The organism is Pseudomonas sp. WSY_20, from assembly GCF_043104335.1.
GTDB classification, from domain to species: domain Bacteria; phylum Pseudomonadota; class Gammaproteobacteria; order Pseudomonadales; family Pseudomonadaceae; genus Aquipseudomonas; species Aquipseudomonas parafulva_B.
The window spans coordinates 27,200-40,026 of record NZ_JBICKP010000089.1 but is presented as its reverse complement, the minus strand read 5'-3'; the positions used below and the strand labels follow the sequence as shown (position 1 = coordinate 40,026).

Annotated in this window: 7 protein-coding genes; 5 read left to right on the top strand and 2 right to left on the bottom strand. The window is 63.5% G+C overall.

Annotation, left to right across the window (positions count from 1 at the left end; translation table 11 throughout):
- Positions 1 to 429: 429 nt before the first annotated feature.
- Positions 430 to 1,788, bottom strand: a complete 1,359-nt coding sequence (locus ACF8E5_RS21365; protein ID WP_058639417.1) for a diguanylate cyclase — start codon at positions 1,786 to 1,788, stop codon at positions 430 to 432.
- Between the two features lie 248 nt (positions 1,789 to 2,036).
- On the opposite strand from ACF8E5_RS21365, the gene ACF8E5_RS21360 reads away from it, so the two are divergent.
- The 4 genes from ACF8E5_RS21360 (at position 2,037) to speA (ending at position 6,281) form a co-directional block, all read left to right on the top strand.
- Complete coding sequence (locus tag ACF8E5_RS21360) at positions 2,037 to 3,104, top strand: DUF2333 family protein (RefSeq protein ID WP_058639416.1); 1,068 nt, start codon at positions 2,037 to 2,039, stop codon at positions 3,102 to 3,104.
- A gap of 1 nt (position 3,105) precedes the next feature.
- Positions 3,106 to 3,642 carry an NUDIX hydrolase gene (locus tag ACF8E5_RS21355; protein ID WP_182140554.1) on the top strand — a complete coding sequence of 179 codons (537 nt, stop codon included), beginning with the start codon at positions 3,106 to 3,108 and terminating at the stop codon, positions 3,640 to 3,642.
- 203 nt (positions 3,643 to 3,845) lie between these two features.
- Complete coding sequence (locus ACF8E5_RS21350) at positions 3,846 to 4,217, top strand: translation initiation factor Sui1 (RefSeq protein ID WP_392475766.1); 372 nt, start codon at positions 3,846 to 3,848, stop codon at positions 4,215 to 4,217.
- A gap of 150 nt (positions 4,218 to 4,367) precedes the next feature.
- On the top strand, positions 4,368 to 6,281 hold the full coding sequence (gene speA, locus ACF8E5_RS21345) for an arginine decarboxylase (RefSeq protein ID WP_058605287.1): 1,914 nt from the start codon (positions 4,368 to 4,370) through the stop codon (positions 6,279 to 6,281).
- A gap of 99 nt (positions 6,282 to 6,380) precedes the next feature.
- Here the strand turns inward: speA and ACF8E5_RS21340 are convergent, their stop codons facing one another.
- Positions 6,381 to 7,718, bottom strand: coding sequence for an MATE family efflux transporter (locus ACF8E5_RS21340; protein WP_392475765.1), 1,338 nt, complete (start codon positions 7,716 to 7,718; stop codon positions 6,381 to 6,383).
- A gap of 204 nt (positions 7,719 to 7,922) precedes the next feature.
- Here ACF8E5_RS21340 and ACF8E5_RS21335 point away from each other — a divergent pair, with 204 nt between their 5' ends.
- The gene (locus ACF8E5_RS21335) at positions 7,923 to 12,818 is read left to right on the top strand and encodes an alpha-2-macroglobulin (RefSeq protein ID WP_392475764.1); all 4,896 of its coding nucleotides are present in this window, start codon (positions 7,923 to 7,925) and stop codon (positions 12,816 to 12,818) included.
- The last annotated feature ends 9 nt before the right edge of the window (positions 12,819 to 12,827 follow it).

The following is a 12,827-nucleotide window of genomic DNA, read 5'->3' as shown; positions in this document are numbered from 1 at the left end:
CTGGAGGTGGTCCAGGCTGGGGCGCAGTTGGCTGGCCAGCGCCTCGGGCCAGTCGGCCAGCGAAGCTTGCAGTTGCTCCGTGGCCTGCAGTGCCGCCGCATGGCGCACGGCATCGCCGCTACCAAGATAAGCTTGAATGTTCTGGGCAGCCTCAGTCTGAAAATGGCGCGACAGGGTCAGGTAGCGCTCCATCATCTGGTAGGGACGCTCCAGCGCCCGCTGCGACCACCACAGCGTGACGCCCAGAGCAATGCACACCGTCACCAGCAACAATGTATTCAAATTGGTTAGCCATTTCAGGCGCATAGCCGCGTGCTTCCTGCGGGGGAGGGAAGAGTCAGGGGCCTGAAGTTATTGCGTTCGTGTGACGCGATGATGACGGCGGCACGCAATTGAATGGCAAAGTGCCTTTATTCTTTGCCCGCCCCTTCACGGCTCCACACGCACCACGCAATTACGTCCTGCATGCTTGGCCCGGTATAGCGCCTCGTCGGCCGCGCTGGCCATGGTCAGGGCATCGAGCCCGTCATCGAGTTGCACGACGCCTGCACTGAACGTACAGCGCAGGTCATGGGGTTGGGCCGGGTAGAGGATTTCGGCAAAACGCCCGCGGATGTCATCGAGCACCTTGTACGCCGCCTCCAGGGCGGTATTGGGCATGACGATGGCGAACTCTTCGCCGCCGTAGCGGCCAATGAAGTCGGTCTTGCGCAGGCGTTGCTTGAGAAACAGCGCCAGGCTCTTGATCACCCGGTCGCCCATGGGGTGGCCGTGGCGGTCGTTGATTTTCTTGAACCGGTCGATGTCGAGCATGGCAAAACTCAGCGGCTGCTGTTCGCGGCGGGCACGGAAGCTGCAATCCTCGAGCAACTGCAGAATATGCGTATGGTTGTACAACCCGGTCAGGCTGTCGCGGACCATGCGCGCCTTCAGATGCCGAGCGCGGGCAGCGCGGTTGCGCACGGTGGTGATCAGGTGGCGCGAGCGAAACGGCTTGGTCAGAAAATCATCGCCGCCTTCGCTCATGGCCTCGAGCTGCTTGTCCAGGTCATCCTCGGCCGACAGGTAGATGATCGGCACGCTGACGTAGCGGTCGTTGTGGCGAATCACCTTGGCCAGTTCAGGGCCGGTGCACGCCGGCATGTACAGGTCGAGGATGATCAGGTCAGGCTGGAAATCAGCCAGCTCGGCCATGGTGGCGATCGGGTCGGTCAGGCTGCGAGTGATCATCCCGGCGCCTGCCAACACCCGTTCCGTGAACAGGGCCTGGGTGCGTGAGTCATCGATGATCAGTACGCGCAGGGGATCGTACGGCGCGGCATCGGTCAGGCGCTCGACCTTCTCCAGCAGGCTGGAAGCCTCCAGTGTGCCGGTGAGGAAATCGCGCCCGCCGGCCCGCACGGCGGCCAAGCGCGTGGGGGTATCGGTTTCATGGAGGCTGAAGAACAGCAGCGGCAGGGGTTTGGCCTGTCGCGCCTGGACTTCGGCCGCTAGCGCCAGGCCCTGGCCGACCCCATTGAAGTCGACGTCCATGATGACCGCTGAAGGCGGGCATTCGCCCACCGATGCGCGAAAGGCATCGGCAGTGGGCAAGGCCTGTACGCCCAGGCCGAAGAACTCCAGTTGCTGGGCCAGGCGTTCGGCGCGGTCGTGGTCCTGCAAGAGGATATAGACCGGCCTGCGCTGGGGCGCCAGCAGCAACTGGTCACGTGGGTCGTCCTTGCGCAGGCCGCTACGCACAAGATGCTCAGGGGGGCACTGCGGGCTCGGCTCAACTGCTTGGCTCATGTCCTGGCTACTTGTCGTTAGGGGTATGCAGGGGCAGTGATGGCTCTATGCTAGCAGTTCTTGAGCTGCGTAGGCGTGCCCCCTTTCAACAAAGTGGGCTGAATGACTATTCAGTTACCGACCAAGGGGTCGCTTATGCGTAAGGCGGTGTCTGCTTTATAGTGCTGTCAGGCGGGCTTGCCGTGGCACCCTGGCGTAGGCCTGTGGTCAAAGCCCCTGAACCGTCGTGACTGATCAAGGATATAGCCATGCTGGACTGGAAAAACCGCGAGGCCAAAGCCGAGCCCCGCGAGCGTGTCGACGGCCGCGGCGCTGCCGCCCGTAGCTATTTTGGTGGCCTGTTGGGCCGCTCACTGTTAGCCCTGGTTGGGCTTTACCTGCTGGTGTGTATCGGCCTTTCCTGGTACTGGAGCCAAGAGCCCGAATTGTTCCCGGTTCAGCAGAACGCGCAGAGCGCAGCCGAGCGTAATGGCCAGCAGATGGTAGTGGGCTACACCACTGTCGAAACGCTCAAGACTGTGGCGAGCACCTTGCTGAACAAGCCAGGTGGCTACATTGCCAACGACCGTCTCCCGCCTGGCTTGTGGATGGACAACATGCCCAACTGGGAGTACGGCGTACTGGTCCAGGTGCGTGACCTTTCCCGCGCGCTGCGCAAGGACTTCGCCCGCTCCCAGTCGCAATCGACCGAAGATGCCGACCTGGCCAAGGCCGAGCCGCGCTTCAACTTCGATTACAAGAGCTGGATCCTGCCGTCCAGCGAATCGGAATTCGAAGAAGGCATCAAGTCGCTGACGCGCTACCAGGCTCGCCTGGCTTCGGGTGACAAGGGCGCGATCTTCTATACCCGCGCAGACAACCTGAACAACTGGCTGGGCGACGTCGCTACCCGCCTGGGCTCGCTGTCGCAACGCCTCTCGGCCAGCGTAGGCCGCGTGAAGCTCAACACCACGCTCAAGACCGAGTCCGTGGTGGCTGGTCAGGCGCCGCAGGTGGACGAGGAAGTCGTGGAAACCCCATGGCTGAAGATCGACGACGTGTTCTACGAAGCCCGTGGCCAGGCCTGGGCACTGTCGCACCTGCTGCGTGCGATCGAAGTCGATTTCGCCGACGTGCTGGCCAAGAAGAACGCGACCGTGAGTGTGCGTCAGATCATCCGGGAACTGGAGGCCTCGCAAGAGCCCCTGTGGAGCCCGATGGTGCTCAACGGCAGTGGTTTCGGCATGTGGGCCAACCATTCGCTGGTCATGGCCAACTACATCTCCCGCGCCAACGCGGCGGTCATCGACCTGCGCCAGCTGCTGTCGCAGGGCTGAGATGACCTTCAGCCCTGATGAAGCCGCCCACCGGGCGGCTTCGGACCGGGAACGGGTCACCTGGGTAGACGAGCACGACCAAGTGCTCGGCGCATTGCCCAGGGCACAGTTGCGCGAGCGCGGGCTGATCGGGCGCTGCACGTTCATTCTGCTGTTCAATGGTGCCGGTGAACTGTGCGTGCACCGGCGTACCCTGAGCAAGGCGCTATATCCCGGCTATTGGGACGTTGCCGCCGGCGGCATGGTGGCCGCCGGTGAAACCTACGCCGAATCGGCCGCGCGCGAGCTGGCCGAGGAACTGGGCATAGCTGACGTAAACTTGCGTTTTCACGAGCGATTCTTCTTCGATCAGCCTGACAATCGCCTGTGGTGCGCCTTGTACTCGGCAGTCTCCGATGCGCCGCTGCGGCTGCAGCCTGAGGAAGTGATCGAGGCACGGTTCATCGATGTGGACCAAGCGCTAGAGGACAGTCGGCTCAGGCCTTATTGCCCCGACTCGATGGCCGCGTTGATGCGCTACAGGAACCGCCTTGTCTAACCCATTCACGTAGGGTCGCAAAACATTCGCAAAATGGCGCAATCCGGTACTTAGCAACTGCACCGTTTATCGTTACACTGCGCGGCCTTTTCGGGCTGCCGCACGTGTTGCGGCAGTAGCGCCGCCCCTGCCAGAGTGGGGCTTCGCGGTCGGCCTCATGTGCAGGTACGACCAGTTTTTGTCCTCAGCACCGAGGCACAAAAGTGGCCAAGAAAGCTTCTTCCCTCTCCGCCCTCGGCGGTCTTGTTTATTCGACCGATGCCGGTCGTCATTGCCCTGACTGTGGCCAGCCTGTGGATGCCTGTACCTGCAAGCAGCAGGTCATCCCCGAGAGTGATGGCATCGCCCGCGTGCGCCGCGAGAGCAAAGGCCGTGGCGGCAAGACCGTGACCACCGTCACGGGTGTGCCGTTGCCGCCCGATCAGCTCAAGGAGCTGGCTGCCACCCTCAAGCGCCGCTGTGGTACCGGTGGCGCGCTCAAGGACGGCGTCATCGAGATCCAGGGCGATCATGTGCAATTGCTGATCGACGAGCTTATCAAGCAGGGCTTCAAGGCGAAAAAGTCGGGCGGCTGAGTCGCTCGGCAGGTTTTCGTCCTGCGCTTTCTAAACTCGTCGCAGTGACCAGGGTCTACCCCAGAGCACGGACGAACCGTCATTTTTGGCTTCTACACTGCCTTCCCGGTTTGCCCAGCAGTGTCTTGACTCAATTTATAGGGGACTTGAATGTCCGTACGACGCACACGCAAAGACGATGGTAGCCAATGGACCGTGGCCGACAGCCGCAGTGTTTATGGCATCCGCCATTGGGGCGCAGGGTATTTCGCCATCAATGAAGCCGGGCGCGTCGAAGTACGCCCCAACGGCCCTGACAGCTCGCCGATCGACCTGTACGAGCAGGTTGATCAGCTGCGCCAGAGCGGCCTGTCGCTGCCTTTGCTGGTACGCTTTCCCGACATTCTGCAGGACCGCGTGCGCCAGTTGACCGGCGCCTTCGACGCCAACATTGCGCGCCTGGAATACCAGAACCAGTACACCGCGCTCTACCCGATCAAGGTCAACCAGCAGGAGGCGGTGGTCGAAAACATCATCGCCACTCAGAACGTGTCCATTGGGCTGGAAGCCGGCTCCAAACCTGAATTGCTGGCAGTGCTGGCCTTGGCGCCCAAGGGCGGCACCATCGTCTGCAACGGGTACAAGGACCGTGAGTTCATCCGCCTGGCGCTGATGGGGCAGAAGCTGGGTCACAACGTCTTCATCGTCATCGAGAAAGAGTCCGAAGTGGCCCTGGTGATCGAGGAAGCGGCCGACCTGAAGGTCAAGCCGCAAGTGGGCCTGCGCGTGCGCCTGTCGTCGCTGGCATCGAGCAAATGGGCTGACACCGGGGGCGAGAAGTCCAAGTTCGGGCTTTCTGCCGCGCAGCTGATTTCCGTGGTGCAGCGTTTCCGCGATGCCGGCCTCGACCAAGGTATCCGCCTGCTGCACTTCCACATGGGCTCGCAGATCGCCAACCTGGCGGACTACCAGCACGGTTTCAAGGAAGCCATCCGCTATTACGGCGAATTGCGCGCCCTGGGCCTGCCGGTGGACCACATCGATGTGGGCGGCGGTCTCGGTGTGGACTACGACGGCACCCATTCGCGCAACGCCAGCTCGATCAACTACGACATGGATGACTATGCCGGCGTGGTGGTGGGCATGCTCAAGGAGTTCTGCGACGCGCAGGGCCTGCCGCACCCGCACATCTTCTCGGAGAGCGGCCGTTCGCTGACGGCTCACCATGCCATGCTGGTCATCCAGGTCACTGATGTAGAGCGCCACAACGATCAGGTGCCGACCATCGAGAACAAGGACGCGCTGCCGGAAACCGTGCAGTGGCTGGCCGATCTGCTGGGGCCCACCGACATCGAGATGGTGACCGAAACCTACTGGCGCGCCACCCACTACATGGGCGATGTGGCCGCCCAGTACGCTGACGGCAAGATCAGCCTGGCCGAGAAAGCCCTGGCCGAGCAGTGCTACTACGCGGTGTGCCGTCGCCTGTACAACTCGCTCAAGGCTCGCCAGCGCTCGCACCGCCAGGTACTCGATGAGCTGAACGACAAGCTGGCGGACAAGTACATCTGCAACTTCTCGGTGTTCCAGAGCCTGCCCGATACCTGGGCCATCGGCCAGGTGCTGCCGATCATCCCGCTGCACCGCCTGGACGAAGAGCCCCTGCGGCGCGCCGTGTTGCAAGACCTGACCTGCGACTCCGACGGCAAGATCAACCAGTATGTCGATGAGCAGAGCATCGAGACCAGCATGCCGGTGCATGCCCTGAACGAGGGCGAGGACTACCTGCTGGGCGTGTTCCTGGTCGGGGCCTACCAGGAGATCCTGGGCGACATGCACAACCTGTTCGGTGACACCGACTCGGTGAACATCTACCAGAATGCCGATGGCAGCGTGTACCACGCCGGTATCGAGACCCACGACACCATCGAGGACATGCTGCGCTACGTGCACCTGTCTCCCGAGGAACTGATGACTCACTACCGCGACAAGGTGGCCAGCGCCAAGATCACCGCGCGCGAGCGTACCCAGTACCTTGATGCGCTGCGCCTGGGCTTGACCCGTTCGTCCTACCTCTCGTCCTGAGAAGCCTCAGCCCCTGAGGGGGCTCATCGCCGTCACGCCTTCGCAGCGTGGCGGCGGTGAGCACCGCCTTGGGTTGCTCGCTGGCCCATGCCAGTCATCTCACGCCACCCAGGCGTCCTTGCCTTGCAGGCGCCACCCCACCCAGGCCAAGGTCATGGCGCGCACGCCCATGAAGCCGAGAAACGCCAACCACAGGCCATGGTTGCCTAGCCCGCTCAGGGCAAAGGCCAACGGCAATGCAATGGCGAGCGATGTCAGCATGGCATTGCGCATTTCCCGGGCGCGTGTGGCCCCGATGAACAGCCCATCGAGCAAATAGCTCCACACGGCGATCAACGGCAGGCACGCCAGATAGGGCAAGTACGGATAAGCCGCCGCCCTGACGCTGTCGATATCGGTTTGCAGATCGATGAACAGGTGTCCCCCCACCCAGAACAGAACGGCAAAGACCGAACTTGCAATCAGCGACCATCCACCGGCTACCACCAGCGCACGGCGCAGGGTGCCGCGGTCCCGAGCACCAATGGCGTGACCGCACAGCGCCTCGACCGCGTGGGCCAGGCCATCGAGGGCATAGGCCGTCAGCAGCAGGCCGTTGAGCAGCAGTGCATTGGCCGCTACCGTCGCCTCGCCCAGGCGTGCGCCCTGTACGGCGATCAGCAGGAAAACCAGCTGCAAGGCAAGGCTGCGCAAAAAGATGTCGCGGTTCACTGCCAACAGCGGGCGCCAGGCCTGCCAGCGTCTGAGTGCTGCCCAGGCGATGTGCCCCGGATAGGCGCGCAGGGCCGGGCGGGTAAGCGCCAGGCCCAGCAGGGCCGCGCACCATTCGGCAATCACCGACGCGCGTGCCGAGCCCAGGACGCCCCAGTCCAGGCCGAGCACGAACCACAGGTTCAGCACGATGTTGAGCAGGTTGGTGGTCAGCAGGATCGCCAAGGGCGCCCGGGCATTCTGGGTCCCCAGAAACCACCCGACCAAAGCGTAACTGGCCAGTGCCGCCGGCAGGCCCAGCAACCGGGTGTGGAAGAAGGTTTGTGTGGCCTGCCCCAGGGCCGCGCTGGGCTGCATGGCATGCAGGGCCAACTGGCTGAAGGGCAGGGCCAGCAGGCCGATGAGCAATGCGAAGCCCACTGCCAGCAACAGGCCCTGAACCAACACCTGGCGCAGGGCGGCGCCATCGCCTCGGCCCGCGGCCTGGGCGGCGAAGCCTGTCGAGCCCATGCGCAAGAAGCCCATCAAGCCGACCATGAAGGTAAACAGCGTAGCGCCCACGGCCACTGCGCCCAGCTGATGGGCATGGGGCAGGTGGCCAATGACGGTGCTGTCGACCAGCGCCACCAGTGGCACCGAGACATTGGACAGGATCATGGGCGCGGCCAGCCCCCACACCTTGAGGTGGGTGGGGCGGTGGCGCCAGTCGGCGAAGAATCGGGGCATGTTCATTCCAGCGAAAACGAGGACTGCGAGCGCTTGATCGGGGCGCCCGCCGGACGGCAATGCAAGCCAAGGGCGACAGTGTAACGGCCAGGCAACCATTGCGTGCGACCAAGGTCTCATCTGGCGCACAACGCTGGGTGCAGCACCTGGCCTTGCGCTATAGTTGCTGCCTTCATCTACACCCTGCCTTCGAGTGTCTACTCCATGTTCAACAAAGGATTGTTGCTGGCCTGCGCGCTGGCCTTGCTCAGCGGCTGTGACTCCTCAACGCCTGACGCCCCAGCGCCTGCCCAGAAGCCAACCGCCAGCGCCGCCGCCAAGACGCCACAGCGCGAAGATCCTGCCGTGCTTGCCAAGCGCTACGAGGGCCGTGAGCTGACGGTACTGGATGTATCGGAAGTACAGCTCGATGGCGCGGCCACACTGTCGGTCAGCTTCTCGGCCCCGCTGGATGCCGACCAGGACTTCACCAACAAGGTCCACCTGGTGGACACGGTCAAGGGCAAGCTGGACGGCGCCTGGGAACTGTCCGACAGCCAGATGGAGCTGCGCCTGCGTCACCTGGAACCGCAGCGCAAGCTGGTGCTGACCGTGGACAAGGGGCTGCTGGCCGTCAACGGCAAGGCGTTGCAGGAAGAGTCGATCACTCGCCTTGAAACCCGCGACATGCAACCCACCGTTGGCTTCGCCAGCCGGGGCTCGCTACTGCCGACGCGGCTGGCAGAGGGCCTGCCGGTCATCGCATTGAATGTGAACAAGGTGGATGTGGAGTTCTTCCGCGTCAAACCCGACATGATTTCCTCGTTCATGGCCAACTGGGGGCGCAGCAGCAGCCTGGAGTACTACCAGTCCAAAGACACGCTGAGCATGGCCGAACTGGTCTACAGTGGCCGCTTCGACCTCAACCCTGCACGCAACACACGCGAAACCGTGCTGTTGCCCATTGCCGGCATCAAGCCGCTGCAGGAGCCCGGTGTGTACCTGGCCGTAATGCGCGCCTCGGGAACCTACGATTACTCCCAGCCAGCCACGCTGTTCACCTTGAGCGACATTGGCGTATCGGCCCATCGCTACCGTGATCGCATCGATGTATTCGCCCAGGCCCTGGAAGGGGGCAAGGCGATGGATGGCGTGAGCATCGAGCTCCACGACAAGAAAGGCAAGCTGCTGGCCCAGGCCAGCACTGATGGAAAAGGTCATGCTGAACTGCCGATCACGCCCAAGGCCGATACCCTCATCGCCACCCAAGGCGTGCACACGACCTTGCTGCAGCTCAATACTGCGGCCCTGGACTTGGCAGAGTTCGACATCACCGGCCCCCAGGCCAATCCGCTGCAACTCTTTATCTTCGGCCCGCGCGACCTGTATCGCCCAGGCGAAACGGTGCTGCTGAACGGCCTGCTGCGCGACCAGGACGGCAAGCCCGTCAAGGCTCAGCCGGTGAACGTTGAAGTACGCAGGCCGGATGAACAAGTCAGCCGCAAGTTCGTCTGGGAAGCAGACGATAAGGGTCTGTTCCAGTACCAGCTGCAACTGGCCACCGAGGCGCCGACCGGCCGCTGGCAACTGCTGCTCGACCTGGGCGGTGGACGCAAGCAGGTCTACGAGTTCCTGGTCGAGGACTTTCTGCCTGAGCGGCTGGCCCTCGACCTCAAGGGTAGCAGCAAGCCCCTGGCCCCTGAGCAGGACGCGCGCATCGAGGTGACTGGCCGCTACCTGTACGGTGCGCCGGCCGCTGGCAATCGCCTGAGTGGCCAGGCCTATGTGCGCCCGCTGCGTGAAGCGGTACCTGCACTGCCGGGCTACCAGTTCGGGTCGGTTACCGAAGACGAACTGGAGCAGGACCTGGAGCTCGATGAAGTCACCCTCGACCAGGCGGGCAAGGCGGTCTTGGATATTTCCAGCCGCTGGGCAGAGGCGCGTTCGCCGTTGCAACTGACCGTGCAGGCAAGTTTGCAGGAGTCCGGCGGCAGGCCCATTACGCGCCGCCTCGAGCAACCTGTTTGGCCGGCCGAACGCCTGCCAGGCCTGCGTGGCCTGTTCGACGGCGATGAAGCTGACAGTGAAGGCCCGGTGGAATTCGAGTTTCTGGTCGCTAACCGCGAGGGCAAGAAACTGGCCGCCGACGACCTCAAGGTCAGGCTGATCCGCGAGCGACGCGATTACTACTGGAACTACTCGCAAGATGACGGCTGGAGCTACGCCTACAACGAAAAATTCCTGACCCAAGTGGAAGAGACGGTAAGCGTCAAGGCCGACGCCACGGCCAAGCTGAGCTTCCCGGTCGAGTGGGGCCCCTATCGCGTGGAAGTCGAAGACCCGCAGACCGGCCTGGTGTCCAGTCAGCGCTTCTGGGCAGGCTACCGCGCCCAGGACAATGCCGAAGGCGGAGCTGTACGCCCCGACCAGGTCAAGCTGGCCTTGGACAAACCCTCCTACGCCGACGGTGCAACGGCCAAGGTCACGGTTACGCCGCCGGCCGCAGGCAGTGGTTACTTGATGATCGAGTCCAGCGACGGCCCGTTGTGGTGGCAGGAAATCCAGGTACCTGCAGAAGGCAAGACCTTCGATATCCCGCTGGACAAAGCCTGGGCACGCCACGACCTTTACCTCAGCACCTTGGTGGTGCGCCCAGGTGAACGCAAGGCCAATGCCACGCCCAAGCGTGCGGTAGGCGTGTTGCACCTGCCGCTCGACCGTGCCGATCGCAAGCTGGCAGTCAGTTTGCAGGCACCGGAAAAAATGCGTCCCAAGCAGCCGCTGACGGTCAAGATCAAGGCGGCAAACGCCGACGGCAGCGTGCCTGCGCAGGTACGGGTGCTGGTGTCGGCGGTGGACGTCGGCATTCTCAATATCACCGACTTCAAGACCCCGGATCCATTCGCAAGCCTGTTTGGCCGCAAGGCCTACGGTGCCGACCAGCTCGACATTTACGGGCAACTGATCGAAGCCGGGCAAGGGCGTCTGGCCAGCCTGGCATTCGGTGGTGATGCGGCCATGGCCAAGGGTGGCAAACGCCCCAATACCACCGTCACCATCGTGGCCCAGCAGAGCCTGCCGGTGACCCTGAACGACAAGGGAGAAGGGCAGGCCACGGTCGATATCCCTGATTTCAACGGCGAGCTGCGGCTCATGGCTCAGGCCTGGACCGAGGATCACTTCGGCATGGCAGAGGGCAAGACCGTGGTGGCCGCACCGCTGATTGCCGAACTCTCGGCCCCACGGTTCCTGGCAGGCGGCGATCAGACGCGCCTGGCGCTGGACCTGGCCAACTTGTCGGGAGCTGCCCAGCAGCTGACCGTGCAGGTGACCACCGAAGGACAAGTGAGCCTGACCGGCAATGCCACGCAGTCTGTGGCGCTGGCCGAAGGCCAGCGGACGACCCTGATGATTCCGGTGCAAGCCCAAGGTGGCCTGGGGCAGGGCAAGGTGCATGTGCAGGTGACCGGCCTGCAGTTGGCCGGCGAGGCGCCGACCACGTTCGAGCGCGAATGGACGCTGGGCGTGCGTCCGGCCTATCCCGCCATGCTCAAGCACTTCCGCGTGGCCTTGAAGGATCAGCCCTGGACGCTGCCCGAGGCGGACCTCGCGGCCTTCGAGCCTGCCGGCCTCGAGGGCACGCTGGCCCTGTCGAGCCGACCCCCGCTCAACCTCGCCGAACAGATCCGGGCGCTGAAGGCTTACCCCTATGGGTGCCTTGAGCAGACCACCAGCGGGCTGTACCCGTCGCTGTATGCGGACGCCGATACCCTCAAGCGGCTTGGCATCGAGGGTGAACCGGCCGAGGTGCGCAAGCGCAAGATCGAAATGGGCATCGAGCACCTGTTGGGCATGCAGCGCTACAACGGCAGCTTTGGCTTGTGGAGTGCCGACAGCGAAGAGGAATACTGGCTGACGGCCTATGTCACCGACTTCCTCCTGCGCGCGCGCGACCAAGGCTATGGCGTACCCGCCGAGGCGCTAAAAAAAGCCAGCGAGCGGTTGTTGCGCTATCTACAAGAGCGCAACCTGATCGATGTGGACTACAGCGACGACGCCGATCACACCCGTTTCGCCGTGCAGGCTTACGCCGCGCTGGTGCTGTCGCGCAGTCAGCAGGCGCCCTTGGGCGCCCTACGCGGGTTGTTCGAGCGCCGCGCCGATGCGCGTTCCGGTTTGCCGTTGGTGCAACTGGCCGTGGCCCTGGACAAGATGGGTGACAAGCCTCGTGCCGACCAGGCCCTGCAGGCAGGGCTTGCCGTCAGCCGCGGCAAGAACTGGATGGCAGATTACGGCAGCCCCCTGCGTGACCAGGCGTTGATCCTGGCACTGCTGCAGGAGAACAAGCTTGCCAGTGGCCAGGTGGACCAGCGGCTCTTCGCCCTGTCCGATGAAGTGGCTGCCAATCGCTGGCTGTCCACCCAGGAGCGCAACGCCTTGTTCTTGGCCGGGCGTGGCCTGCTGGGCACGCCGGAAGTCAAGTGGCAGGCCCGCCTGGACAGCGCCGGTGAGCTGCGTGACTTCAATAACGCCGAAGCCGGCATGAAGTTGGAAGGGCCACTGTTGGCATCGCCGCTGACAGTGCAGAACCAGGGCAGCCAGACCGTCTACCAGCAGCTGACGCTGTCGGGTTACCCCCGTCAGGCGCCGCCTGCCAGTAGCAATGGTATGCAGATCCGTCGCGAGTACCTGGGCATGAAGGGCCAGCCGCTGGACCTGGCGAACCTGCGCAGCGGCGATCTGGTGCTCGTGCACCTTGCGCTCAAGGCCGATGAGCGCGTTCCCGATGCCCTGGTGGTCGATCTATTGCCAGCGGGCCTGGAGCTCGAAAACCAGAACCTTGCGCAAAGTGCAGCCAGCCTGGATAACGCCAGCGGCGCCGTGAAGCAATGGCGCGAATCGATGCAAAATGCCAACGTGGTTCACCAGGAGTATCGCGACGACCGGTACGTCGCAGCGCTCAAGCTGGACAACTACGCAACTACGCATCTGCTGTACCTGGCGCGAGCGGTGACCCCTGGCACCTACCGGGTACCACCGCCGCAGGTCGAGTCGATGTACCGCCCGAATCTGCAGGCCGTGGGGGAAGGGCAGGGTGAGATGACGGTCAAGCCTCGCTAGGGGCAGGCC

Excerpts from the sequence above, each read along its gene's own strand:
- ACF8E5_RS21365 (WP_058639417.1), bottom strand. The coding sequence starts at position 1,788 with ATGAGCCAAGCAGTTGAGCCGAGCCCGCAGTGCCCCCCTGAGCATCTT.
- ACF8E5_RS21360 (WP_058639416.1), top strand. The coding sequence starts at position 2,037 with ATGCTGGACTGGAAAAACCGCGAGGCCAAAGCCGAGCCCCGCGAGCGT.
- ACF8E5_RS21355 (WP_182140554.1), top strand. The coding sequence starts at position 3,106 with ATGACCTTCAGCCCTGATGAAGCCGCCCACCGGGCGGCTTCGGACCGG.
- speA (WP_058605287.1), top strand. The coding sequence starts at position 4,368 with ATGTCCGTACGACGCACACGCAAAGACGATGGTAGCCAATGGACCGTG.
- ACF8E5_RS21340 (WP_392475765.1), bottom strand. The coding sequence starts at position 7,718 with ATGCCCCGATTCTTCGCCGACTGGCGCCACCGCCCCACCCACCTCAAG.
- ACF8E5_RS21335 (WP_392475764.1), top strand. The coding sequence starts at position 7,923 with ATGTTCAACAAAGGATTGTTGCTGGCCTGCGCGCTGGCCTTGCTCAGC.